The sequence below is a fragment of the Pontibacter anaerobius genome (assembly GCF_026241195.1).
Classification (GTDB): domain Bacteria; phylum Bacteroidota; class Bacteroidia; order Cytophagales; family Hymenobacteraceae; genus Pontibacter; species Pontibacter anaerobius.
In genome coordinates, this window is record NZ_JAPFQO010000010.1 from 170,831 (window position 1) to 195,961 (window position 25,131).

The following is a 25,131-nucleotide window of genomic DNA, read 5'->3' on the forward strand; positions in this document are numbered from 1 at the left end:
AGTTAGACACGAGCGAGGACGCTCGCGCCAGCATCAGCTTAATACAAACGAACTAAAACTGTATCTAAAACATCTAAAATAATCTGCCATGGAAAATATAACAGATAAAAAAAACGCTGCCATCCAGGGCGGGGAGTTCCTGATAAAGGAGACTAACCCGCAGGACGTATTTATACCTGCCGATTTTAACGAGGAGCAACGTATGATGGCGCAAACCTGCCGCGATTTCGTGCGCGACGAAGTATACCCGCTGCTGGACCGACTGGATAACCACGAGGAAGGCCTGATGGAAGACCTGATGAAAAAAGCAGGTGAGCTTGGCCTGTTCGCGGTGTCGATTCCGGAGCAGTACGGCGGCCTGAACATGGACTTTAATACATCGCTGCTGGTAACAGAGTCAGTAGGTGGTGGGCACTCGTTCCCGGTTGCCTTCGCGGCGCACACCGGTATCGGTACGCTGCCAATTTTATACTTTGGCACCGAGGAGCAGAAGAACAAGTATATCCCGAAGCTGGTGAGCGGCGAATGGATGTCGGCTTACTGCTTAACCGAGCCGGGCTCCGGTTCTGACGCGCTGGCAGCCAAAACCAAAGCCGAGCTGAACGAGGCAGGCACACACTACATCCTGAACGGCCAGAAAATGTGGATCACCAACGCGGGCTTTGCCGATGTGTTTGTGGTGTTCGCGCAGGTAGACGGCGACAAGTTCACGGGCTTTATTGTAGATAAGGGCTCGAAAGGCCTAAGCTTGGGCAACGAAGAGCACAAGATGGGTATCAAGGGCTCATCCACCCGCCAGGTTTTCTTCGAAGACTGCGAAGTGCCGAAGGAGAATGTGCTGGGCGAGATTGGCAAAGGCCACCTGATTGCCTTCAACATCCTGAACATTGGCCGTATTAAACTGGGTGCCGCTACCCTGGGTGCTGCTAAAAAAGTAGCCGACCTGTCGGTGAAGTATGCTAACGAGCGCCACCAGTTCAAGCTGCCAATCTCTAAGTTCGGCGCTATCAAGTATAAACTGGCGGAGCAGGCCATCCGCATTTACGCCGTAGAGTCGGCCTTATACCGCTGTGGTATGGATATTTACCGCAAGGAGCAGGAGCTGATGGCCGGTGGTGCCAACGAAAACGAGGCGCTGCTGGGTGCTGCCCGCGAGTTTGCCGTGGAGGCCGCCATGTTGAAAGTAGAGGGCTCTGAGGTGCTGGACTACGTGGTGGACGAAGGTGTGCAGATTTATGGTGGTTACGGCTTCTCTGCCGACTACCCGATGGACCGCGCTTACCGCGATTCGCGCATTAACCGCATCTTTGAGGGCACCAACGAGATCAACCGCATGCTTACCGTGGATATGATCCTGAAGAAAGCCCTGAAAGGCGAGCTGGATTTGATGGGCCCTGCCCAGGCGGTGCAGCAGGAGCTGATGGCTATTCCGGATTTCAGTACAGAGGAAGAAACCCTGTTCTCTGCCGAGCACAAGGCGATCAAGAACCTGAAGAAAGCTATTCTGATGGTAGCCGGTACAGCCGTGCAGAAGTACATGAACTCGCTGGCCAAGGAGCAGGAAATACTGATGAACATCGCCGACATGGCCATTAAGACCTATGTGGCGGAGTCTACGCTGCTGCGCGTGGAGAAACTAGTGGGCGTGAAAGGCGAAGAGGCTGTGGCAAACCAGATCGACATGGTGCGCGTGGTGGTGAATGATGCCGTGGACACTTCCTTTAAAGCTGGAAAAGAGGCGATCGCTTCGATGGCTGAGGGTGATGAGCAGCGTCTGTTGTTCATGGGTCTGAAGCGTTTCACGAAGAAAGACCTTTACAATACCAAAGAGGCCCGTCGCCGCATCGCAGCCGCCCTGATCGAGGCAAACGAATTTGTTTATTAATTTCTGACCATTTATAGTTCGAAAGGTTGCTGCTTTTGGCTGTAGCCTTTTATTAAAACACAAAAGAAAAGCGCAGCGGCCTAGGCTACTGCGCTTTTCTTTTACAGTGTAACTTATACTTTACTTAATTTCTACGCGCATCAACTGCAGGTCTTTTTTGCCGCTGCGCAGCACCGTTACCAGGTTTTTCGGGCCTAGCCAGGTAGTATAGTCTTTAATGTAAGCCTGCTTGCCGTCGGCTGGTATGCTAAGGCGCAGGGCTTGTGGGGCAGATGAGTTGCCGTTGCTGGCGTTAATCTGGCGCAAGTATAAATCATACTTGTTGTTGAGGTTCTCCAGCGTGAGCAGGTTCAAGGTGTTGCCCTCCAGGAATGGGCTGTAAGAGATGCCAGTGAATCCCTCAGAGGCCGGCGCCTGCTGCTGCTTCATCAACACCGAGTTCCAGTCGAAGGTCATGTACTCGTCGTAGGCGAACAGGTGCAGCTCCTTGGCGAAGTATGGCGCATCCTCGCCGCCCTCGGTATACTTTTTCTCGGCAAGTATAAGCAGCTGCTTTTCCGGTGTCAGAAAGAGGTCGGTCAGGTAGATGTCCTGCAGTTTGTTGCTTTTATTGGCCTTGTCCAGCGCATTTACCTTCTGCACATAATCCGGCGTGAATTTAAGCTCCTCGGCAAAGCGCATGTCTTCATTCTCAAAGTCATACTGCACGGCTTTGAGGCTGTAGTAGCTGCCGGTCTTCTCATCGGCCGTCAGCACGGCGCCGTACATTTGCCCATCCGGCATCAGCTCGAAGCGCGTGTCGCGGATGTATACTTTCTTGCCATCAAACACGCCGCCCACCAGTACCGACATCACCTGCGCTTTTTTGCTTCCCGGCTTGTACTGGCGTACGCTCAGGCGGTTCATCTGGTCGGAGATCAGGTTCACATACTGCTCGCCGCCATTGCCCACCTTGATGTCGGCCGTCAGGATGCCGCGCAAATCGCTCAGGTCATACTTCACGTCCTGCTGCTTTTTCAAGTTGCCGTCGTAAAGTGTGCCGCTGATGCTCTGTATCTGGAAACTGTTATCGGTATGGAAGCGGTAGGCCAGCACCTGCGAGCCGTCGGCAGACACGGCCACACCTGCCCGACGGCCTTTGGAAGGAGCCTCCAGCAGTTGTTCCGACTTCTCCGCTTTGCCGTTTTTCAGGCTGATGCGGTGCGCGTGCAACAGCTGGTTTTTACCTTCCTGCCGGTGCGTTACTACCAATGCCGCCTCCTGGCTGGCTGTAAATTTATCCACTTCCTCGCCTGCGGCCATCGGAATCTCCGCTGCCCACTGCTTTTTCAGGTCGGCGTTATACTTCTCCACGGTGTACTTACCATCACCTTGGCGGTTTAAAAGTATGAACTCGCTCTGGCCCACAGGTATGGATTTGTGCGGCAGGCGCTCGTTATAGTGGTCTTCCTCCGGGTTAGGCTGGTAACTAAAGTCTACGGCTGCCCTGGTTTTGGACTGGGCAAGTATAACCTGCTGCTGGCAAAGCAGGCAGAGGAGTATAAAGAGTATAAAAGGCTTATTCACGGGTTGTAAAGGGTTTATGGTGTAGGTAAAACGGTGGTTTTGAGTATTGATTGTGGGCAGTTGCTAAGGCTAGGCTGAGGAGTAGCTAAAGTTTAGGTGTGGTTATGGGTAGGGTTGCTATTAATGAACTAATTTGATTTGGCTGTTCGTAAATTCAATAACCTTAAATCTTTGCCCATAGATTAATCCTTCACCATTTTTTTCATCATCACCATTCATAAACAAATAGGTAATACCATTTATAATTTCAAATTGGTAATCATAATATATTTTTCTCTTTTTGCGGTATAATATCGCTTTTTGAGGTTGAATAAATTCAAGATATTCATCCATTGGCGAGTTATCAGGAATTTTTTCCAATTTCCATTCTGATTCTAACTTTAGGTTTTCAAGTTTTTCGTTTTCCACCCATTTACCAGCCAATCTTTTTGCAAGCAAAACATTAAAGTTCTTTCTCTCAAATTGAAGTTCCTTGAAATAGCTTTCAAAAATTTGGGTTTCTAAATTCTCAAATGTTAAGGATTTCCAATCGCAGAATTTAAATATTTTCAATTCTCTGTCGTCTATTTCAACTTCGTAATATTGAACATAAGAACTATGCATGGTTTCCTCGCAATCCTCGGAATAGGTTTCCGCTAACTTCACGAAAGAGTTTAAATTTGATATTGATTTTTCGCTTAGTACAGTTCTGGATGAAGCAAGTTTATCCTTATTAGGAATTGTAATCCTTCCGACAACAGCATTGCCTTCCAGATTAAAGGACATTTCCCTAACAGTATAACTCTCATCGCCAAAGGTGTGCTTTATTTTTAATGTTTGGAACACTGGTTTTTCTTGCGCTGTGCAGCTCAAGAGGAAAAACGATAATATATAAATGAGAACTTTCACAACTGTGGATTTAAAACTTGCCCATAACTAGTGTATGTAAGTAATTATCACGTTAGTCAATCAATGGTAGGCGGATAAATATAATTGTGCTACCTAATATACTGGATTTTACTCAAAGTATAACCAGCCGCAATATTAACCCACAGCTATTGTTTCGCGTGGAACCAAAGTGCAAACTGCCCTAACTTTTTAACTCAGCTAATCCTGCTCCAGTTAACCGTGTTGGCGCTCAGTGACTGGATGTGGCGGCGGATGTTGGCGTTTTCAGGCTGCTCCAACTGCGGGTCCTGGTGCAGCACGCGCTGGGCGGCGGCGCGTGCCTCCTGAAGTATAGGCGCATCTTTGGCCAAGTCGGAGATCAGCAGATCCAGCACACCGCTTTGCTGCGTGCCCATCAGGTCACCGGGGCCGCGCAATTTCAGGTCGATGTCGGCAATCTCGAAGCCGTTGTTGGTGCGCACCATCGTCTCGAGGCGGGTCTTGCTGTCTTTGCTCAACTTGTATCCTGTCATAAGTATACAGTAACTCTGCTCTGCACCACGGCCCACGCGCCCGCGCAGCTGGTGCAACTGCGACAAGCCAAAGCGCTCGGCACTCTCGATGATCATCACCGAGGCATTCGGCACGTTCACACCCACCTCGATCACGGTAGTGGCCACCATGATCTGCGTCTCGTTCTTCACGAAGCGCTGCATCTCGTAGTCCTTATCCTGCGCCTTCATCTTGCCGTGCACCATACTTACCTTATACTCCGGGAAAGCCCGCCGCACGCTCTCGAAACCGTCCATCAGGTCTTTGTAATTCTCCATCTGCTCCGATTCCTCAATAAGCGGGTACACAATGTACACCTGTCGGCCCAGCTGTATCTGGTCGCGGAGGAACTGGAACACGCGCAGGCGGTGCGAATCAAAACGATGGGTGGTGATGATCTCTTTTCGGCCGGCCGGCAGTTCGTCAATCACCGACACGTCCAGGTCGCCGTACAAGGTCATGGCCAGCGTGCGGGGGATAGGGGTGGCCGTCATCACGAGCACATGCGGGATGATGCGCGGGTTCTTGCGCCACAACTTGGAGCGCTGCTCCACGCCAAAGCGGTGCTGCTCGTCCACGATGCAGAGGCCCAGGTTCTGGAACTGCACCACGTCCTCCAGCAAGGCATGCGTACCCACAATCATTTTCATCTCGCCGGAGCGCAGCTGCTCGTGCAGCACCTTGCGGTCTTTGGCTTTGGTGGAGCCGGTCAGTTTGCCCAGGTTTATACCCAGGCGGTCGGCGAATTGCTTCAGGCCTACATAATGCTGGTCGGCCAGGATCTCGGTAGGGGCCATCAGCACCGACTGCGCCCCGTTGTCGGCGGCGATCAGCATGGTGATAAAGGCCACGATGGTTTTGCCGGAGCCCACGTCGCCCTGCAGCAGGCGGTTCATCTGCTTGCCCGCTGTTAAATCGGCGTATATCTCTTTCACCACCCGCTTCTGCGCGTTGGTCAGGTCGAAGGTGAGGTGGTTTTTATAAAAGTCGTTGAGGGTAGGAACATGCTTGAAGACCTGCCCCTTCAGGTCGGCTTTGCGCACCACCTTCTGGCGGAACAGGCGCAGCTGAATGTAAAACAGTTCCTCGAACTTGAGCCGAAACTTGGCCTTGTTATACTTATCTGCCGTTTCCGGGAAGTGGATGTTGGCATAGGCGCTGCGCTTGTCCATCAGCTTGTAGGTATCGATCAGCTCCGGCGACAGCGACTCCTGCACCTGCGGCAGCGCCACTTTCAGGAGCATCTCCATCATCTTGCTGATCACCTTGCTGTCGATGCGATGGGCTTTGAGTTTTTCGGTGGTGTTGTAAACAGGCTGCAGGAAGGAGGTAGTCTGGCGCTCTTCGGCCAGTTCTTCCAGCTCCGGGTGCGCCATGTTAAACCTGCCGTTAAACGAGGTCGGTTTGCCGAAAACGATGTAGTCGGTGTGGTTCTTCAGCGTCTTCTCCATCCACTTCACGCCCTTAAACCACACCAGCTCCAGCTGGTCGCCATTTTCGTCCACCAAGGTGGCTGCCAGGCGCTGCTTGCGGCCCTCACCGATCAGCTCTTTGCCCCGGATCCGGCCGCGCACCTGTACGTAAGGCATGCTCTCGTCCAGCTCGGCCACTTTGTAAAACTGGGTGCGGTCGAGGTAGCGGAAGGGGTAATGCTGGATAAGGTCGCCGTAGGTGAAGATGCCGAGTTCTTTCTGCAACAGCTCCGCCCGCATCGGCCCCACGCCCTTCAGGAATTCTATTTTGGTGTTGAAGAAGTTACTCACGGTCTTTGGCTTGCTTTCGGGTGAAGGATTGGCAAGTAGTACAAAGTACAAAAATAAGCAAAAGACGGGACAGGTGTTAGTGATGGAGGAGCTTTATACTTTAGCTTTGGTTTTATACTTGTGTTTCCTGTTACTCCAGCTGTTCCGGATCTCATTTAGGGCAAACGTCCGCTTGGCCCTCTTACATTAACCACTGCTTCCATCAACTTGAGCTAAGCTATCTGTTCTGTCTTCCATTCATGCTCAGTCTTACGAACCTATCGTTTCACCTCTGGCTTTGGCTCCCTCAAGGCCGGGAGGCCTCGCCTTTTCGCATCGCGCTGTGTTCCCTTCCTTTGCTACCCTGCGGTCGCAATGCCCTCCGGGCACCGGAATCTCACAAGGCGCTCAACGCAAAGGCTGGGATCATTTTTCGATAGCTGTGGCTATACTGTCATTTCGACCTTCGGGAGAAATCTGGAGTTGTACAACGGTGAAAAATCCTGTAAATCCTGATTCAGATCTCTCCCTAGCGGTCGAGATGACAGCGATGGGATGAAGAGTTGAAATACCCCTCCTCGGAGGGGTTGGGGGGTGGGTTTACATCTGCGAAAAACTTCCCTCCTTAGACAAGGAGGGGTAGGGGTGGTTGGCTCCGATCCAGATGCCCGCATTGGAGCTGCGCACGCTGCGAGGTCATACGTACACTTTCCGATCAAACAATCAACAATTAACAACACCTACTTCTCCTTCCACTCCAGCGTGTTCAGCAGATGCACGATGTCCTTTTTCACGAACTCGATCACTGGGGCCAGGGAGTCGTTCTGGGTGGCTGTTCTGAAGTATAAAGCGCCTCTTAAAAAGTGGGTACTAGAGTCGGTTACGTAGAACTGGAACTGGCTCGGTACCTCGCCCTCCAGCTCAAACACAGCTGCCACATCCCCGGTAGGTATCTTTATTTCAGACTCCTCAATGGCATAGGCCTTTATCTGGTGCTTGGAGGTTAGCTTGCGGGCGTCCTCCACCAGATTGTTGAGCATCTTTTCGTTATTTTCGAGCTTTTTATATGTCAGCTGCACGTTGGCACCCAGGCTTGGATAGATGATGTTGATCCAGTGCGGCTGCGCGATGCCGGAGGAGTCAGGTCGGATTTTGGCGTGGGCCGAGTACTCAAAAGTATATGGGTGCTGTTCCTGCAGTTGCTGGTAAGCCTGCGTCGGCAGGTCGATGCGGTTATAGCCTTTGGGTTTTGGGGTATACTCCTCAGCTCCGCAGGCTGCCACGCCGGCGCCCAGTCCAAACCACAAAAGCGCCTTCAGGCTACCCAACTTTATAATACTGTTCTTTTTTGCTTGCGACATTGATTTTTACTCGTTTTACGCGCTTCGTGTCCGCCGACTCAACGGTGAAGTGGAAGCGACCGAAATCTGTGTTCTCGCCCACTCTCGGAATTCTGGAGAACAGCGCCAGCATCAGTCCGGCCACCGTCTCGTTTTCGCCCTTCACCTCGTCAAAGGCATCAAAAGGCACCTCGGTAATTTTGCAGAAATCGTGCAGCGAGGTCTTGCCATCAAAGATAAAGGTATTTTCGTCGAGTTGGGAGTAGATTATATCATCGTCGTCGTCAAACTCATCGTTGATCTCACCTACAATCTCCTCCACAATATCCTCCAGGGTAAGCAGGCCTACCGTACCGCCGTATTCGTTTATTACAATGGCCATGTGCACGTGCTTTTCCTTAAAATCCTGGAAAAGATCGGCGATACGCTTGGTTTCGGGCACAAAGAACGGCGGACGCACGAGTTGCTGCCAGTTAAAATCAGCTCCCCGGCCCAGATGCGGCAGCAGGTCCTTTACATAAAGTATACCTTCTATATGGTCGGTGCTCTCAGAGTATACCGGTATGCGCGAGTAACCCCATTTCACGATTTCCGGCATTAACTCCGGCAGCGTCATGGCTGTGTTAAAGGCCACAATATCCATGCGCGGGCGCATGATCTGCTTTACCGAAATGGCGCCGAAGTTTACCACGCCACGCAGAATCTTGCGTTCCTCCGGTGAGGTGTCGGCATTGATCAGGGCCACATCCAGGCTATGGTGCAGCTCCTCGATGGTATGGGTGTACCCCCGAATGATATACTTGCGCTCGATGTGCTCATTGATAGAAATAAGCAGCCATGAGATTGGCCGCATAAGCAGCTGCAAGCTGTCGAGCACGCCGGCCATGCGGCGCACCAGTGGCATGCGGCGTTTTTGCACGTACACTTTTGGCAGCACCTCCCCACAAAAAACTATAAAGAAGGTGGCAAACAGCATGCAAAGCGCCAAAGCACCTGCCGACAAGGTCATGGTGCCGAACAACTGCCAGGCCACGTAGGCAAACAGCGTGATAATGGCTACATTGATGCCATTGTTAAGTATAAGTATGGTAGTGAGAAGCTTACGCGGGTTCTGCAGGAGGCGGTACACACGTTGCTCAGCAGTGTGTGGGCTGGTTTTGCATTTCTCCAGCTCCTGCTCCGAAAGAGAGAAAAAGGCTGCCTCGGCGCCTGAGGTCAGGGCCGAGAGCAGCAATAGGATCAGGCCGCCAGCAATGGCGACCAGGTATTCTAACCTGAGTTGCGTTAACGAACTCTGTAAAAGTTGAAGTAAACTATAACTCAGGGGGTCTCCGGGATCTGTACTTTCCAAGATTGTTCAGTTTAATGACACATAGGTTAGAACGGCAGGTCGTCGGGTTCGTCGTTCTGGAAGCCACCAGCCGGACTGGCGCCTTTGCTGGCTGCTGCGTTGCCGGCGTAGTTACCGCCGCTTGCCGCAGAGGACTCCTGGTAGTCGCCGCTGCCGCCGTTGTCGCTGCGCCCGCCGAGCATGGTCATGTTATCGGCCACGATCTCGGTGCTGTAACGCTGGATACCGTCTTTATCGGTGTAATTGTTGCTGCGGATTTTGCCCTCGATGAATACCGAGTTGCCTTTGCGCAGGTATTTCTCCGCTACTTCGGCAAGGCCTCTCCACACCACAATGTTATGCCATTCGGTGCGCTCCTGCTTCTGCCCGCTCTTATCCTTGAAGGATTCGGACGTTGCGATCGGGAAGCGGGCAACAGCCACACCGCCTTCCAGGTGACGTACTTCCGGGTCTTTGCCCAGGTTTCCGATCAGAATTACTTTGTTTACACTTGCCATGTCTTTTTTTGTCTAAAAATAAAGTTTAATTGGGCTACTCCAACAACCAAGCTGGAGGCAAATATGGCTTTTACTGAAACTACTAGAATGCTTTTCTTTCAAGATTAGTTTCAGCCTATAAATATACTAAAATCTTAGCATCTTTCAAATAGCTGCTTATCAAAACTGGTTTGGGTAAAGCCTCTATTTTTTTAACGTTATAAGGGGCTAACCTTGTTTCTTGAAGCACCTCATCTTTCAACGGTGTTTTTAGCTTAATACGGTAAAAACGCGCGTTTATTTTCTGGTGGCTGAGAATGTGTTTATAGTCTTTGGCCGGCGGCTGCAGCAGTGCCTTTTGTACGGGTATCCCAGCCTCCTGTAGCTCTAGCAGCAGCTGCTCTTCGGGCAGGTCTTTAATGTCGCTTTCGTAGAGGTAAAAATCATAAAGACCTTGCCAGATGTCTCCCTCCAGGCGTTTGCGTAGGTAGAAAGCGCCGTCCAGTTCAAAAACTATGTAATGGAAGAAACGTGGCCGCGCCGCCTTAGCCTTCGATTTTACAGGGAGCTCCTGCACCATGCCGTGGTTAAAGGCAAAGCAGCTCTGCTGCAGCGGGCAGAACAGGCAGTCAGGCATGAGGGGCGTGCACTGTATAGCGCCAAACTCCATAATGGCCTGGTTGTAGGTGTCGGGCTCACCGGCGGGCACCAGCTCATCAGCCAGTTTCTGGAATATTTTCCGGGAGGATGGCGCGGCGATATCATCCGAGATGCCAAACACACGGGCCAGCACCCGGAACACATTGCCATCGAGCACGGCCACCTGCTCCTTAAAAGCAAAAGCCGCAATGGCCGCTGCCGTGTAGCTGCCTACACCCTTCAGCTTTAGCAACTCCTCATACTTATCCGGGAATTGCCCGCCATACTTCTCTACCACCAGCTGAGCTGTGTGGTGCATGTTGCGGGCCCTGGAGTAGTAACCGAGCCCCTGCCACAGCCGCAGCACCTCATCCTGCGGGGCTGCGGCCAGGTCCTGCACGGTAGGGTAGGCCGCTACAAACCGTTCGTAGTAGGGTAGGCCCTGCGCCACGCGTGTCTGTTGCAGGATCACTTCAGAGAGCCAGATAAAGTATGGATTTGTAGTATCGCGCCAGGGCAGGGAGCGTTTGTGGCGGCCATACCAGCCCAGGAGCGTTTGGGCAAAGTGTTGGTGTGCGGCGGTTTGCATTAATTTTTTTAGCGTTAAGATGTGCAGAACAGGCAAGTTACGGCTTTGTTCAGGGCAAGCGCAAGTATAAAACAGATGGGTAAACATTGAAATATAAAGTGCGAAGCCGCGTTAAGGGGTGGTGAGCGTGGCACGGCTGTTGCACAAGGCGGGGTGAGGCACTTGAAAAAGGCCGTAGTTTTAAGTCTAATAATTTAGCACTAAAGCTTTTACTATTCGAAAAGTAAAACTACCTTTGTGCCCCGAATTTCACAGTTCATACGGAACATGCTGATTTCCAAAGATTAGAAAGTTAACATATTATTAATATCCTAAAAATCTAAGAAAGTGACTAAAGCAGAAGTAATATCAGAGATTGCTGATAAGACAGGGATTGATAAAGCAGATGTACAGTCTACAATCGAGGCTTTCTTCAAAGTGGTGAAGGACTCTATGGCTGATGGTAACAACATCTACGTGAGAGGTTTTGGTAGCTTTGTGAATAAGAAGCGTGCGAAGAAAGTAGCTCGTAACATTTCTAAAAACACATCTATCATTATCGACGAGCACTTTATCCCAAGCTTCAAACCGTCTAAGACCTTCATCCAGAAGATCAAGAACAGCAAAAAGATTCAGGAGCTTACGCATTCTTAATTTTTTGTATCTTTGCTGAATCCGAATTGAATAAACATTGCAACCAATTAGGCAGAAAGAATGAAACGGTCTCAAATACTGATAGTTGTAGCAGCCATCGCTTTGGTGGCCGTTCTATTCTTTTTGCCTAAGGTTGTTGTGAACAATGAGGATAAAGACAACCTTGCCGGAAACCAGACCACTGCCGCCGTGCCGGAAGGCCACTCAGAAGATGATGGGCATGACCACGGAGCAGAGGAGGGGGCAGCGGCCGAAGCCCACAGAACTGCCACACCAGAGCAGCTGATGGCGCTGACAACCGCCCGCGCCAAGTATAACAAGGCTACCGATGAGCAAAGCCGCAGCCGTGTGGCTGTGGAGCTTGCCGAGGCCTACGCCAACGCCGCCAAGTATGACAGCGCTGGTTACTACTACGAAATTGCCGCTAAGGCCCGTGGTGGCGAGAAAAGCTTTAAAAGAGCCGGAGACGCCTACTATGAGGCCTTTACGTTTGCTGCCACGCAGGAGCGCGCCAGCGAGTTGGGCCAGAAAGCCCGCAGCATGTATGAGCAGGTGCTGAAGAACAACCCTTCTGACCATGATGCCAAAACCAACGTAGCCATGACCTACATCGCGACCTCCAATCCGATGCAGGGCATTACCATGCTGCGCGAAGTGCTGGCCTCAGACCCAAATCACCAGAAGGCGCTGTTTAACCTCGGTATCCTATCCATTCAGTCTAACCAGTACGATAAGGCCGTAGGGCATTTTCAGAAACTGGTGTCGGTTAACCCGGAGCACGTAGAAGGAACCTTCTACCTGGCTGTAGCGTTGGCTGAGACGGGGCAGACGGAAGAGGCGAAGGCTTTATTTAACAAGGTGAAGAGCATGAGCACGGATCCGGCCCTTAATTCATCGGTAGACGAGTACCTGGCAAGACTATAGTGAAGCATTAAAGAAATTATCCATAAAACAAAAACTACAAGATTATGCCTTGCGGAAAGAAAAGAAAAAGACATAAGATCGCTACACACAAGAGAAAGAAGCGCCTTAGAAAAAACAGACATAAGAAGAAGTAATTCTTCCGCGTTCACGAGGGCCCACTTTGCATAAGCTAAAGTGGGCTTTGGTCTTATACATCCAACATAACCATTTGAGAGAAATTGAGCAACGAGCTAATCATCAATTCTACTCAGGATGGGGATCGCATTGCGCTTTTACAGGACAAACGCTTAGTTGAGTATCACTTCGAGTCGAAAGATACGGACTACATTGTAGGCGATATTTTCCTGGGTACTGTAAAAAAAGTAATGCCTGGACTGAACGCCGCCTTTATTGATATTGGCTACCAGAAGGATGCGTTTCTGCATTACCATGATCTGGGCGCTAATATCAAAACACTTAACAGGTATGTTAAAGCGGCGCAAACACAGAAGAACGCAACACCCAAGCTGAACCAGGCTAAGTATGAGCCTGAGATAGACAAACTCGGCAAGATAGCTGACGTGCTCAAGAAGGGGCAGCAGCTGTTGGTGCAGATCGTTAAAGAGCCTATCTCAACTAAAGGCCCACGCTTATCCTGCGAGCTCTCTCTTGCCGGGCGATACCTGGTGCTCGTGCCGTTTTCAAACACGGTAAGCGTATCCAAGAAGATCGTAAGCAAAGAGGAGCGGACCCGACTGAAACGCCTGATCACAAGTATAAAGCCGGAGAACTTCGGCGTGATTATCCGGACAGTGGCAGAAGGCCGCGATGTGGCAGAGCTCGACAGAGACCTGCGCAACATGCTAGCAAATTGGGAAGAGGGCTTTAAAACCCTCAGAATAGCAAAGCCAAACGACAAAATCATTGGCGAGCTCAATCGTTCTTCCTCCATCTTGAGGGATTTATTAAACGAGAGCTTTGACAACATAGTGGTTGACAACACGCAACTCTATGACGAGATCAAGGCATACGTGCAAAGTATAGCGCCGGAAAGGATCAAGATCCTGAAGCACTATACTGGCAAAACCAAGACCTTTGAACACTTCCACATCGAGAAACAGCTGAAAGCTGCCTTCGGAAAGACTGTGACGATACCAGGTGGCGGATACCTGGTGATTGAGCACACCGAGGCGCTGCATGTAGTTGATGTGAATAGTGGGAACAAATCCAATACCGAAACCGATCAGGAGGCAACCGCACTGCACGTAAACATGATGGCCGCCAAAGAAGTGGCCCGCCAGTTGCGCCTCCGGGATATAGGTGGTATCATCGTAGTAGACTTCATTGATATGAAGTCGCCAGAAAACCGCCAGAAAGTATACGAGGTGGTGAAGGAGGAGATGAAGCGAGACCGCTCTAAGTCTACCATTCTTCCGATCTCGAAATTCGGCCTGATGCAGATCACCAGACAGCGTGTAAGGCCTGAGCAAAATATTGTAACCGGCGAGGTTTGCCCTACATGTGGCGGCACCGGTAAAACATCTGCCAGTATTCTGGTAACAGACGAAATTGACGCAGCAGTAGACGACTTGCTGACAAGCCACAACCACAAGAGTCTGGAAGTATACTTACACCCGTTTGTGCATGCCTACTACACCAAAGGCCTGATCTCACGGCAGGTGAAGTGGTTCTTTAAGTACTTCAGATGGGTGAGTTTAATCAAAGATACCTCCCTCGGCATCATGGAGTTTAAAGTGATGGACAGTAGGGGCGAGGAAATAGAATTGCGATCCGCCTTCAGCGACATGAATGGCGTGCAGAATAAAGAAGAGGAGTAGGCCTGGCTTACCTTACAAAAAAGCCGCTGCTAAACTAATAGCAGCGGCTTTCTTCGTTTTATAAGTATGGCTCTTAGAACTTGAGGCCGAAATCAAGCGAAACGCCGTTGTTTTTCACAGAGATATTCTTGTCGCCGAACTTCTTCTCGTAAAAGTCGTCGATATCGGTGAGGCCGCGGTGGTAGGTAAGGCCGCCGAACACTTTGGTGCTCTCGCCCATCTGGAACTCCACGCCGCCGCCAAGCAGTGCATCCGCCTCAAAAATATTGAAGCGCTTGATCACCTTCTCGCTGTTAATGACCTTCTTGTCGTTTACCTGGGCTGCCACCTTGGTGTTAAGCGAGCCGCCTACCTGGAAGTATAGTAACGTGCCCGGGGCCACCTCGTTCGTAAATAGCTTCAGGCTTATCGGTAACTGCACATACTGCACGGCAATGTCATCTTTCATCTGGCGGGATGTGCCGCTATCATCTGTTTCTGTGTAGGTAATCTCAGAGCCTTTGCTGCGGTACATCAGGCCGGTGCTGAAGGCGTAGTTCTGGGCGAAAAAATAATCCACCACCACGCCTACGCCCAGGCGCAGCTTGTTGCTTTCCTTCTCAAAGTTATACCTGTCCTCGGCCACGAAGCGGTTCCCGGAAATGGTTGGAGACAACTGTAATCCGATCTCAACCTGGGCCATCGATGTGAACCCGGCGCACAAAAACAGCAATAAGAGTGTAATTTTCTTCATTAGCTTAGCTTTTATTATACTTTGCGTTACCCTATTACGAAGTAACCCCCTATTTTTGTACAAAGATACGAAACATGTATTACAGATTCCTTATACTTGCCATACTTGTATTCACCTTTGGTTGCGGCGAAAAAGGCTGCGAACTGCCCAAAGAAATAGCTAATATTCCGGTGGATGTGGAGATAGAGCGGCTGGAGAAACCTTTCTTTGAGGCAGAAACCAAAGCCGACATTGCCGGGTTTATCAAAGACAATCCATACTTTGCCCAGCAGTACCTGCAGCAGGGCGAATACCCTTCCGATTCTGCTTTCATTAATCCGCTGCATTCCCTGGCCACCAACAAAGCCCTGGACTCGCTGGCGCAGCAGGCCATGAGTACGTTTGCCAATATGCAGGAGCAGGAGGGGCAGCTGGAGGGAGCTTTTAAGGTGCTAAAGTATAATTACCCGGAGTTTGAGGTGCCGCAGGTGAAAACCTTTGTAACAGGCCTGGGTACCTTGGGTAACGACCTGTATGTATCGGATAGCCTGATTGTGTTTGGGATAGACTACTTTATCGGGCCGGAGGCGAAGTATCGTCCGCAGGCGTATGATTACATTCTGAACCGCTACGAGCCGAACAAAATGGTGCCGGCAGCCATGCTGTTGCTCTCCAATCGTTTTAACAAGACCAATTTTGCAGACCGCACCCTGCTGGCCGAGATGATCGGAATGGGTAAGGCATACTATTTTGTGAAATCGGTGCTACCTTGCGTGCCGGATTCCCTGATCATCTCTTACTCTGACAAGCAGATAGCGGATGTATTCCATAACGAAGGCCGAATATGGGCACACTTTATTGAAAAAGAGCTGCTGTTTGATAAAACCCCTTTCGTGGTAAACAAATATATTGGCGAGCGGCCCAATACACCTGAAATAGATGCTACGGCTCCCGGCCGTGTAGGTACCTGGGTAGGCTGGCAGATTGTGCGCAAGTACATGGAGCGAAACCCGGAGGTAACCTTGCCAGAGCTAATGGCCGAAACAGACTACCGCAAAATTTTCGAGGAGTCAAAGTATAAGCCGGAGAAGAAACGATAACATGATAATGGCCGCACGGCTTCACTGTTAAATTGTTTTCGGGGAAAAAGCCCGCTCAACAGGTTCGCTTGACTTCTGATCAATAATTTTGCGATCCAACAACTCAACAATTTAGAATGCATATTGCCCTCCTTAACCAGCATCACCACAACCCGGACTGCCCTGCCACGTGCCGCCACTATACTTTTATGGAGGAGTTGGTGCAAAGGCATAGGGTAAGCCTGGTGACAAGCGACGGCTGGCGAAAGACCCGTATCACGCACAAGTATAGCTGGGTGCCGGAGGGAGTGGAGCTACACGAGATTACCGCGCCATACTCAAACAAAATGGGTGTGCGCAAACGCCTGAAGTCCTTTGCAGGCTTTGCCGGAAGTGCCTTTAAGCGCACCATGCAGCTGCAGAAGCCGGATGTGCTGTGGGCGGTGTCTACGCCGCTGAGTACGCCGTGGGTAGCCTCGCAGGTGGCAAAGCTGCGGGGTGTGCCGTGGGTATTTGAGGTGCAGGATCTTTGGCCGAGTTTCCCGATACAGATGGGCGCGGTGCCAAACAGCTGGCTGCAGCAGCGCCTCTACAACATGGAGCGCCGCCTGTACGAGAGCGCCAGCCACATCATCACCCTCTCCCCGGATATGACGGATTACATCGCAGGCCTTGGCATCCCGAGGGAGAAAATCACGACCAATTACAACGGGACAGATCTGGACATGGTAGATGCTGTGCCGGAGCAGGAGGTGGAGGAGATGCGGAGCAAGTATAAGCTGCAGGGCAAGCGGGTGGTGCTTTACGCAGGTACCTACGGCCGTGCCAACAGCATGCCCACGCTGATGCAGACTATCCAAAGTATGGCCGCAGACCAAAGTATAATGTTCGTCTTTACCGGCAACGGATACTACGATCCACAGCTGAAGGAACTGGCGCAGCGGGTGCCAAACCTGCTGTTGCTGCCGCCGCAGCCACGCCCGGATGTGTTTAAGCTCTTTAAACTGGCCGATGTATCCCTGGTGCCTTTCAATGACCTGCCGGTATTAGCCAGCAACTCTCCCGCCAAGTTTTATGATAGCCTTGCCTGCGGCACCCCGACCATCGTTACCAACCCCGGCTGGACAAAGGCTGTTGTGGAGAAGTATGGCTGTGGCTGGTATACCCCTGCCGAGCAGCCGGAGGCCTTGGCCCAGATCCTGCGCGGGATACTGGCGCAACCAGATAAGCTCCAGGCTGCGTCAGCCAGCGGAGCAGCCGTCGCCCGACAGCTATTCGACCGCAAGCAGCTGATACGGCAGGTGGAAGAGGTGTTGCTGCATGTGGTGAGTCAGTTCTCCCGCTGATTTTATACTTTTCCTCTCAGTTTTTCCTAATATCTTCTCTTAATAGCTTTTAGGTGATTCTATGCCTCTGATAAAAGCTGGCATGTGGTTTGGATATGCAACCGTAACCGCACTAACTCCCAAGCCTGGGCGCTGGTGCCAATCTATCTAACCGACCTAAAAGCAAAAGAAGATGAAAAAGAACCTGTTAGCCCTGGCACTAGGTGTGCTGGTTATGGGCAGCGCTGTAGCACCCGCAGTAGCACAAGATACTACAAAGCCTCGCCAGGAGGCAAGAATGCAGAAACACAAAGGCGAGCGTAAGTCTCCGGAAGAAAGGGCCCAAGCCAAAACAGAGCGCATGGACAAGGAACTGGACCTGAGCAAATCACAGGCAAAGAAGGTGAAGGCTCTTTACCTGAAAGAGGCAAAGGAGCATAAGGAAAAGAGAGCGCATTTTAAGAAAGGCGACAAGAAAGATGCGGCCGCCCGCGAGCAGATGCGTGCGGAAATGATGGCCGCCCACCAGCGCCACAACGAGGAGATGAAAGACATCCTCAATAAAAAGCAGTATGCCAAGTATGAGGAGATACAGGCGAAGAAGCGGGCTAAGCATGAGCAGCAACGCGATTCCCGCAAATCCCATAAAGGAGAAAGACAGCACAGAAGCTAAAGATAAGAGAATGCAGAAGGGGGAGGCCACAGTTGGCCTCCCTCTTTTTCTTTTCAGTAAAGTATAAACTTACTCTTTCAGCACCATATCGATGCACATAACGGCGCCAAGTATGAGTAACCTGATGTTGTTATTCTCAGGCACCTGGTCCGTCATGGTGAGCATGTAATTATCGGCGGAGGTGAAGAGCTCTTTGCCCATGCCCGCCCACTTTTTATTGATGTGCGCAAACTCCAGGTTGTCTTTTACGAACTTAAAATCCCAGCTGGTCCACTTGCCCTTCAGCGAGAAAAGGTAATTGTCGGCGGTATCAACCACATTGAATTTGCCACCTATCGAGAAGAATTTCTGCTTGAGTTTGCCCACCACTTCATCGTCATGGTCCAGCACCTCTACTTTAGAAAGGAAGAACGAAACGCCTCTGCGCACCGTCAGCACCTTCTCGCCATCAGCCGACCTTACCTCGATACGGAAGGGCGTCATCCGCTTGTAGTCGGTAAAGCGCAATAGCCTGGTGAAAATCCCCAGGTTCTCCTCACGGCAGGTAAGGGCCAGTTCCTGCGTTTGCGGGTTATAAATGTCGTAGTTGTTTGAGGCTTTAAATACGCCGGTGTGCTCTTTTACAAAGAATGTATTTTGGTTAAGTATAGGGTGCATGGGATAAAGTAATATGCCGATAATTGATTTAAGGTGTTTTTTTAACTCACCACAGGCGAGAAACTTTAAATATAATATAAATAAAATGTTTTTGGCGCCCTATACTTAAAGTTGCTGGGCTAAAAAAATGTAGGTCTGAAGTGGGTTTGGGAGGAAAGGGGCTAATGTTACAATGACGTGTAAAGCTTAAGGTTAAATGTTAATCTTTGGGAAGTGTGGATCGATAACATACTGGTGTAAACGATGTGCGAAGTATTCAGCCGCAGCATAGAGTATACACGTGGTTGGCACTTAGTTATTTTTTCAGTAGCGCTACGAGTAGAGCAATTAGCGCCACACCTAACGCCACATAACTTAATAGATTATTACCGCTTTCTTCTTCTGTTTCTGATGCTTTAGCCTGATTCCTATAGGCAGCAAGTATAGCGTACTCGTTCATCCAACTTTTCAGGTGCAGAGGAAGTTGTTCTTGCTCTTGGCTCTCTACCAGTTCTTCTAATTGTAGAGAATCAAGATGCTCACCTGGGAGAGGCGGCACATAGCTAAATTCTGGATTAGAGAGATTTCTGGATATGCTACAGCCGTCAATTTCAGGTATACGCCCTTCCTTATCCAGTTTAGTGTAGATAACCCACATGCCTTCAGTAACATACTTAGTACAGGAACTGGTAAGGTGATTATATCCAAATATAGTGTCTGCTACTGCTTCACCCTTAATAACATCAAGAACTTTGATTGTATAGGTACTATCATTATGGCTTAAAACGTCACCAATAAACACCAAAGAGTTCGCTGCAATGTTTTTATAAACTCTTTCTGCTTTCCAGTTATCGCCAAGATATGGTATACACTCGCATGCAAAGGAGTTGTGGCTGAATAGCGACACAACAACTACCAATACAAGTCGTGTTAGATGGTTCATAGTTACTGCCAAATTGTGTACTAACGGAAGTCTATTCTGCTTATCAGGTATTTTTAACAAATAAGCCGAATTGCAATTCAATATAGTATAAACTTCCATCTACAGCAATAACTATAAAAGCCTGCCGCAACTATGGTTGCAACAGGCTTTTATACTTTAGAGGATTATTTTCATCACATCCCACCCAACTTATTCTCGGGGTCATCGGGGATGTTAGGGAAGTTCTTCTGGAAGAAGGCGCAGAAGTGGGTGAGGGGGCATTCCTCGCACTTAGGCCGGCGGGCCAGGCAGATGTAGCGGCCATGAAGTATAAGCCAGTGGTGCGCTTTGGAGATAAGCTCATTCGGAATGTTGGCCACCAGTTGTTTCTCTACCTCCAGCGGTGTTTTGGCTGTTTTCGTTACCAGCCCCAGGCGCTTGCTTACCCGGAACACGTGCGTATCTACGGCCATGGCTGGCTGGTTCCAGATAACCGATACGATCACGTTGGCGGTTTTACGGCCCACGCCTGGCAGTTTCACCAGTTCCTCCACGGTGCTGGGCACCTCCCCGTTAAACTGCTCCACCAGCATCTTGCCCAATCCTGCCAAATGTTTGGCTTTGTTGTTTGGGTAGGAAATGCTTTTGATCAGCGGGAAAATATCCTCAGGCGTAGCGGTGGCAAGCGCTTCGGCGGTAGGGTAAGCCTCAAAAAGGGCGGGCGTTACCATGTTCACGCGCTTGTCGGTGCACTGGGCGCTTAGCACCACAGCCAAAATAAGCTCATAGGGGTTGCTGTAAGCCAGCTCTGTCTCCGGCTCCGGAAAGTGTTGGGTAAAGTACTCAATCAGGAGCTTGTAGCGTTCCTTTTTCTGCATAAAAAAAGCTTGCAATCTGGTTAGGACTGCAAACTTAAGCTTTTTGAGTAATTTAATATGTTTTGTACCGAGCGTGCGCTGGGCGCTTTGGCAGCCCCGTCGAGGAGTTGCTGCAGCAAAAGCAGGTCGGAGCAGCCTTCGGCTAACTCGTTGTCTTGCAATAACGCTGATTCCAGTTGCACGCAGGCGTCGTCGGCCAACTCGTCATATACATACTGGATCAGTTCATTCTGAGTAGAGGTTTGTATCATACGCAATATTACTTTTTAGCATCTTTTTCCTGAGGTTGATCAGTGCATAGCGCATACGACCCAGGGCTGTGTTGATGCTCACGCCGGTAGCGTCTGCTATCTCCTGGAAGCTCATTTCTGCGTAGTGGCGCATCATAAGCACTTCCCGCTGCGACTGCGGCAGCGTTTGGATAAGCTCGCGTAAACGGGCATGCGTGTCCTCTTTTATCTGCAGCGACTCAGCCGAGTCCTCAGAGAAAGACATGTTGTTAAACACGTTGCTGCCGTCTTCCAGCGTGATCACCGGGCTCCTTTTCTCTTTACGGAAATGGTCGATTGCCAGGTTATGTGCAATACGGCATATCCACGAAGAAAACTTGCCTTCCTCGTTATAGCGTCCGCCCTTCATGGTGTGGATGGCCTTTATAAAAGCATCCTGCATGAGGTCCTCGGCCGTGTACGAGTCCTTTACAATCAATAAAATAGTGGTGTAGACTTTGTTTTTGTGCCTGTTTACAAGCTGTTCAAACGCACCTTCATTACCTGCGATGTAGAGTGACACCAATGCAGAGTCGCTCATCTGGGTAGTTGTATTCATCTTAAAGCTACATTAAGTTAACGTAGAGCTTTATATCATATTGTTGCGTTTACTTGTTAAAAAACAGTTTTTATCAGAAATGTAAATCAAATATATAGAACGCCTTTTGGATGTGCAAGCATAGACGCCGGTATTATTCAAAAAAAGAAGTTGGCCTTATACTTGCTGCCGCCTCAAAACGTTGCGCTGCAGGTGCGTAAAATGGTATATACGTAAGCAAAATGAAAGTTATAATGCGATGTGTTAAATTTAGTTTTCCACATATAGAAAAAGACTATCTTTTTTTATGCAATTGATTGTAGGCGTGTGATTTATGCTTTTGAAAAAATAGCTAAGGAAGGGCTGGTGCAAGTGTAAAAACAGAAAAGGCAGTAGCTGGTGGTGCTACTGCCTTTCTTTGGGTATAGGGTATAGGGCTATTATTTGCTTTCAGGTTCCTGGTCCAGTATACTTAGTAGGCCCATTCTCATCTGGAAAATGCGGGCTATACTTTTGGCCTTGTGTTTTGCCTCTTCTGCCTTGGTACCTTCAAAAAGCTCTGCGATTGTCTGGATAAACAACACTACCCAGCGCTCAAAGTGCTCCTGCTGGATGGGCAGGCGTATGTGCTTCGGAAATGGCTGGCCTTTGTAGGCCATACTTCCGAACAGCAGCGAGCTCCAGAAACTGTACATAATAGGCAGGTGGTGCTGCCAGTTAATTTGGGCAAAGCCGTTAAAAACTGGCGAAAGCAGCTCGTCCTGGTTTACGTGGCCGTAAAAAGTATCTACGAGCAGCTTTACGTCATCCTCAGTTGTGATATCTTTCTTCATGGGGGTATTACTTTAGCAGCACCATCTTAAAATCAGTTAGTGCCTGCAGGGCGTGCGGTACGTTGGCAGGTATGCGGTATACTTCCCCGGCCTTCAGGTGGCGCTGCGACTGGTGAATATCGAAAGTGCATTCCCCTTCCAGAATAAGTAGCAGCACGTCTTGGGTAGTTTTATGCTCTTTTAGCTGCTGCCCCTGCTCAAAGGCAAAAAGTATGGCTTTGAGTTTCTCCCGCTCAAGAAGCACTTTACTCTGAAAGCCTGTGTGGCTATAAGTAAGCTGGTTCCCCAGTTCTGTAAACTCCTGAAAAGATGGTGGTGTATCTGGCATGCCTTCTCCTGCAATCTGTTCTAAAATACAAGTTTACGGAGGCAGGAGCTTCAAAAAAATGACATCCGTCATGTATAGACAGCTCAGGCAAAAATAGGTGTGCCGGCTGGGGGTATGGGCATAAAAAATCCTTCGGAAGAGCTGAGGAATCTTGCGAAGGATAGTCTTAAAAACAGTTTTATGCCGAATACTACTTTCTGCTGTAGCCCTTCAGGCGGTTCAGGATGAGTAGCAGGCGGCGGTTAATCTCGCGCTCTTCTATAGGGTGGCATTGCGCAGAGATATCGCATGGTTTTTTGAGCTTGGCCTCTACGGCCTTCAGGTGGTCCAGGTAGCACTCCAACGTGGTGCAGGAAATATTTTGCAGCATTTCTTCCTCCGCCTCATTCTCCTTTTTATACTTCAGGTTGATGGCCTTGGCGATTTCTGAGTTAATATATTTCGTTACTGCGTCATCGGTTGTGAGTTCCTGCTGGTACACCTTCCGCTCAATGTTCTCCAACAAATTTCTGATGTCCAGTACTTGCATGGAATAGTGTCTTTAAAAGATGAAAAAATAATTTTAAGAACGTCTTATAAGCCTAAAGGTACGAACCTGTAGGGCAAGCGTTGGCTTGGAAAAGTATAGTTTACAATTTCATAATACCAGAGCCTCTCTTTTAACAGAGTGGTGGTAATTTTGTTACATATGGGCTAATATGCCACGCAGCGGCGCCTCTAGGTGCGTAATGCCCAAAACTAAAAATAGGTAAATGTTTATACTACGATAAACAAAGCATAGTTGCAGAAACAGAAGGATATTTAGTAAATATTTTGGATGTTATTGATTTATAGGGAGAAAGCGGATTCTGGGAGGTGCCAATGCTTGAAAATTAAAAGCCGGGAAGGGATGGTAACCCCCGCAGTAGCGGTTAAATAAGTATAAGGCGGTAGCTGGTAAAGGGGTGGTGGGTGTAAAAGTGCAAAATCGCCCTGCCCGGTTTTCTCTCAACCATGGCAGGGCGATTTTGCACAATGCCGGCGCGCTTACGCAGAGGCGGCCTCTTTGCCGGTTGGCTTCATTTTAAGGTTATAGCCTTTGCGGGTCCGTTTCTTGCCGTAAGTGCCCTTGGTAATCTTTCCTTTCCTCGATTTTTTATCGCCTTTTCCCATAGTACAACGAATTTTTAAGTTCAGTATGAAAGTATAAAACCCTACGTGCCGGCCGCAGGCAAAGGTTGCCCTGCAGCTTTGAATGCGTTGGGTGCAGCCCCGTTACTCCAGCACCACCCGCTGCCGCACTACCTCCTGGCCAACCTCCGCCGAAAGTATAAATATCCCGCGCAGGTTCTTCAGTTGTTGCTGCGTAAGCTGTAGTTGCTCGTCATCTTCGCGCATGGTTTGCTCAAATACCACACGTCCGGTAAGGTCCTGCAGTTGCACTCGTACCTGCTGGCCCGGGGCGGTGGATGTTATATTTAACTGGCAGTCGCCGTTTAGGCATGGGTTTGGCAGCATTTGTACTTGCAGCGGTTTAGCCTCCGCGGCGGTTACAGCCACTACTTTGGAGTATTCATACCTGCCGTCAAAATCTACCTGCTTCAGTCGGTAATAGTTCAGGCCCGGGAATGGGTGTTTATCGAAGTACTTATAGGAGAGGGCTACAGAAGAATTGCCGTTGCCTGCTACTTTGCCTAGATGTTCGAAAGCTTTGCCGTCGGTGCTGCGCTCTACTTCAAAGTGGCTGTTGTTCTGCTCACTGGCAGTTTCCCACTCCAGGCTAACGCCACTTTGCGCCGCTTTGCCTTCAAACCGGGATAGCTCCACGGGTAACGGGGTGATCTCACCACATTCGGCATCCTCCGGCAACTCTAGGTCAATTGGTAAGTTCTGCTGCCCAGGCTCTTCGTATTCAACAGTCATTGTCAAAACCCCGCCTTGTGCATCAAAGCTATTGGCGTTCACCTCAATAACGGCAGAGCCGAATATTTCCTCTTCGTCGCCTATTTCTATAATGCCTGTGTTGCCAAAAGAGGGTTCGAACCTGATGCGCTCTATAGCGGGGCAGTTGTTTTCGCCGCCTTGTATAATGTTGTAGTCTACGGAGATAAAGTACTTGTCTGGGTTGCCTTCCACAAACTCAATATTCACATAGCCAATAGAAATACAGTCACCATCAGTGTAGTTGCACTCCACAGGCTCATCATCTTGGGCTAAGGTTGCAAAAGGTATAAAGCCGAAAGCCAGCAGGCAGAAGAGGAAAAGTATAGAAGTAAAATATTTTTTCATGACGGAGGGTAATTTGAATTAAGGAATCTGGCTCAGCAGGAAACGTACCCGATGTTTGGGGTAAACGAAGAGTTGTAGCGGCCATGAAGGGTGGCATAGCAGGCCTGTTGGCGGCAGCGCCGCCAAGGGTGATTTCTGTATAGTTATGTACGGGTTAGCAAGGGGCGGGAGTAGCCCAGAAAGCTAATTTTAGTAAAGCCCCCAAAAAATCTTGTGAACCTCTGCAAACGGGGCAAAAGACTAAAGTATGAGCAACGCTGTTTTCTGTGAACTTGCAGGGAGGGCAGTC

At 49.7% G+C, this 25,131-nt stretch carries 25 protein-coding genes; 7 read left to right on the plus strand and 18 right to left on the minus strand.

What is annotated here, in order from left to right:
• Positions 1 to 88: 88 nt before the first annotated feature.
• Positions 89 to 1,885: an acyl-CoA dehydrogenase FadE gene (locus tag OO017_RS15595; protein WP_266053553.1), complete on the plus strand. Its 1,797-nt coding sequence runs from the start codon at positions 89 to 91 to the stop codon at positions 1,883 to 1,885.
• 120 nt (positions 1,886 to 2,005) lie between these two features.
• Here the strand turns inward: OO017_RS15595 and OO017_RS15600 are convergent, their stop codons facing one another.
• The 7 genes from OO017_RS15600 to mutY all read right to left on the minus strand — a co-directional run bounded on the left by OO017_RS15600 (position 2,006) and on the right by mutY (position 11,007).
• On the minus strand, positions 2,006 to 3,451 hold the full coding sequence (locus OO017_RS15600; RefSeq protein ID WP_266053554.1) for a hypothetical protein: 1,446 nt from the start codon (positions 3,449 to 3,451) through the stop codon (positions 2,006 to 2,008).
• Positions 3,452 to 3,571: 120 nt separating this feature from the next.
• The gene (locus OO017_RS15605) at positions 3,572 to 4,276 is read right to left on the minus strand and encodes a hypothetical protein (protein ID WP_266053555.1); all 705 of its coding nucleotides are present in this window, start codon (positions 4,274 to 4,276) and stop codon (positions 3,572 to 3,574) included.
• Positions 4,277 to 4,533: 257 nt separating this feature from the next.
• Positions 4,534 to 6,633, minus strand: a complete 2,100-nt coding sequence (gene recG, locus OO017_RS15610) for an ATP-dependent DNA helicase RecG (protein WP_266053556.1) — start codon at positions 6,631 to 6,633, stop codon at positions 4,534 to 4,536.
• A 719-nt stretch (positions 6,634 to 7,352) separates the two neighbouring features.
• Positions 7,353 to 7,973, minus strand: coding sequence for a gliding motility lipoprotein GldD (gldD, locus tag OO017_RS15615; protein WP_266053557.1), 621 nt, complete (start codon positions 7,971 to 7,973; stop codon positions 7,353 to 7,355).
• The gene (gldE, locus tag OO017_RS15620; RefSeq protein WP_266053558.1) at positions 7,933 to 9,303 is read right to left on the minus strand and encodes a gliding motility-associated protein GldE; all 1,371 of its coding nucleotides are present in this window, start codon (positions 9,301 to 9,303) and stop codon (positions 7,933 to 7,935) included. The genes gldD and gldE overlap by 41 nt, the downstream gene beginning before the upstream one ends.
• 26 nt (positions 9,304 to 9,329) lie before the next feature.
• Complete coding sequence (locus tag OO017_RS15625) at positions 9,330 to 9,800, minus strand: single-stranded DNA-binding protein (RefSeq protein ID WP_266053559.1); 471 nt, start codon at positions 9,798 to 9,800, stop codon at positions 9,330 to 9,332.
• 115 nt (positions 9,801 to 9,915) lie between these two features.
• Positions 9,916 to 11,007, minus strand: a complete 1,092-nt coding sequence (mutY, locus tag OO017_RS15630) for an A/G-specific adenine glycosylase (RefSeq protein WP_266053560.1) — start codon at positions 11,005 to 11,007, stop codon at positions 9,916 to 9,918.
• Positions 11,008 to 11,334: 327 nt separating this feature from the next.
• Here mutY and OO017_RS15635 point away from each other — a divergent pair, with 327 nt between their 5' ends.
• The 3 genes from OO017_RS15635 (at position 11,335) to OO017_RS15645 (ending at position 14,381) form a co-directional block, all read left to right on the plus strand.
• Positions 11,335 to 11,640 (plus strand): HU family DNA-binding protein, encoded by a 306-nt coding sequence (locus OO017_RS15635; RefSeq protein WP_046309325.1) that lies wholly within the window; start codon positions 11,335 to 11,337, stop codon positions 11,638 to 11,640.
• Positions 11,641 to 11,700: 60 nt separating this feature from the next.
• On the plus strand, positions 11,701 to 12,564 hold the full coding sequence (locus tag OO017_RS15640) for a tetratricopeptide repeat protein (protein ID WP_266053567.1): 864 nt from the start codon (positions 11,701 to 11,703) through the stop codon (positions 12,562 to 12,564).
• 218 nt (positions 12,565 to 12,782) lie between these two features.
• Positions 12,783 to 14,381 carry an Rne/Rng family ribonuclease gene (locus OO017_RS15645; protein ID WP_266053569.1) on the plus strand — a complete coding sequence of 533 codons (1,599 nt, stop codon included), beginning with the start codon at positions 12,783 to 12,785 and terminating at the stop codon, positions 14,379 to 14,381.
• A 73-nt stretch (positions 14,382 to 14,454) separates the two neighbouring features.
• Here the strand turns inward: OO017_RS15645 and OO017_RS15650 are convergent, their stop codons facing one another.
• Positions 14,455 to 15,114 (minus strand): porin family protein, encoded by a 660-nt coding sequence (locus OO017_RS15650; protein WP_266053570.1) that lies wholly within the window; start codon positions 15,112 to 15,114, stop codon positions 14,455 to 14,457.
• 74 nt (positions 15,115 to 15,188) lie between these two features.
• Here OO017_RS15650 and gldB point away from each other — a divergent pair, with 74 nt between their 5' ends.
• The 3 genes from gldB to OO017_RS15665 all read left to right on the plus strand — a co-directional run bounded on the left by gldB (position 15,189) and on the right by OO017_RS15665 (position 18,170).
• The gene (gene gldB / locus OO017_RS15655; RefSeq protein ID WP_266053571.1) at positions 15,189 to 16,193 is read left to right on the plus strand and encodes a gliding motility lipoprotein GldB; all 1,005 of its coding nucleotides are present in this window, start codon (positions 15,189 to 15,191) and stop codon (positions 16,191 to 16,193) included.
• Positions 16,194 to 16,309: 116 nt separating this feature from the next.
• Positions 16,310 to 17,518 carry a glycosyltransferase family 4 protein gene (locus tag OO017_RS15660; protein ID WP_266053573.1) on the plus strand — a complete coding sequence of 403 codons (1,209 nt, stop codon included), beginning with the start codon at positions 16,310 to 16,312 and terminating at the stop codon, positions 17,516 to 17,518.
• A gap of 172 nt (positions 17,519 to 17,690) precedes the next feature.
• A complete protein-coding gene (locus OO017_RS15665; protein ID WP_266053574.1) occupies positions 17,691 to 18,170 on the plus strand; it encodes a DUF4890 domain-containing protein in 480 nt (159 codons plus the stop codon).
• A gap of 69 nt (positions 18,171 to 18,239) precedes the next feature.
• Here OO017_RS15665 and OO017_RS15670 read toward each other — a convergent pair whose 3' ends face one another.
• From OO017_RS15670 to OO017_RS15715, 10 genes are all read right to left on the minus strand, one after another.
• On the minus strand, positions 18,240 to 18,827 hold the full coding sequence (locus OO017_RS15670; protein WP_266053575.1) for an LURP-one-related family protein: 588 nt from the start codon (positions 18,825 to 18,827) through the stop codon (positions 18,240 to 18,242).
• 295 nt (positions 18,828 to 19,122) lie between these two features.
• On the minus strand, positions 19,123 to 19,749 hold the full coding sequence (locus OO017_RS15675; protein ID WP_266053576.1) for a hypothetical protein: 627 nt from the start codon (positions 19,747 to 19,749) through the stop codon (positions 19,123 to 19,125).
• A gap of 173 nt (positions 19,750 to 19,922) precedes the next feature.
• Positions 19,923 to 20,606, minus strand: a complete 684-nt coding sequence (gene nth / locus OO017_RS15680; protein ID WP_266053577.1) for an endonuclease III — start codon at positions 20,604 to 20,606, stop codon at positions 19,923 to 19,925.
• Between the two features lie 20 nt (positions 20,607 to 20,626).
• The gene (locus tag OO017_RS15685) at positions 20,627 to 20,857 is read right to left on the minus strand and encodes a hypothetical protein (RefSeq protein WP_266053579.1); all 231 of its coding nucleotides are present in this window, start codon (positions 20,855 to 20,857) and stop codon (positions 20,627 to 20,629) included.
• Entirely contained in the window at positions 20,832 to 21,434 is a 603-nt protein-coding gene (locus tag OO017_RS15690) for an RNA polymerase sigma factor (protein WP_266053580.1), read from the minus strand. The genes OO017_RS15685 and OO017_RS15690 overlap by 26 nt, the downstream gene beginning before the upstream one ends.
• Positions 21,435 to 21,853: 419 nt before the next feature.
• Entirely contained in the window at positions 21,854 to 22,246 is a 393-nt protein-coding gene (locus tag OO017_RS15695) for a group III truncated hemoglobin (protein WP_266053581.1), read from the minus strand.
• A gap of 7 nt (positions 22,247 to 22,253) precedes the next feature.
• The gene (locus tag OO017_RS15700) at positions 22,254 to 22,574 is read right to left on the minus strand and encodes a cupin domain-containing protein (RefSeq protein ID WP_266053583.1); all 321 of its coding nucleotides are present in this window, start codon (positions 22,572 to 22,574) and stop codon (positions 22,254 to 22,256) included.
• 190 nt (positions 22,575 to 22,764) lie between these two features.
• On the minus strand, positions 22,765 to 23,103 hold the full coding sequence (locus OO017_RS15705; RefSeq protein WP_266053585.1) for a hypothetical protein: 339 nt from the start codon (positions 23,101 to 23,103) through the stop codon (positions 22,765 to 22,767).
• Positions 23,104 to 23,600: 497 nt separating this feature from the next.
• A complete protein-coding gene (locus OO017_RS15710) occupies positions 23,601 to 23,726 on the minus strand; it encodes a 30S ribosomal protein THX (protein ID WP_266053587.1) in 126 nt (41 codons plus the stop codon).
• Between the two features lie 102 nt (positions 23,727 to 23,828).
• Positions 23,829 to 24,842: a T9SS type A sorting domain-containing protein gene (locus tag OO017_RS15715; protein ID WP_266053589.1), complete on the minus strand. Its 1,014-nt coding sequence runs from the start codon at positions 24,840 to 24,842 to the stop codon at positions 23,829 to 23,831.
• Between the last annotated feature and the right edge of the window lie 289 nt (positions 24,843 to 25,131).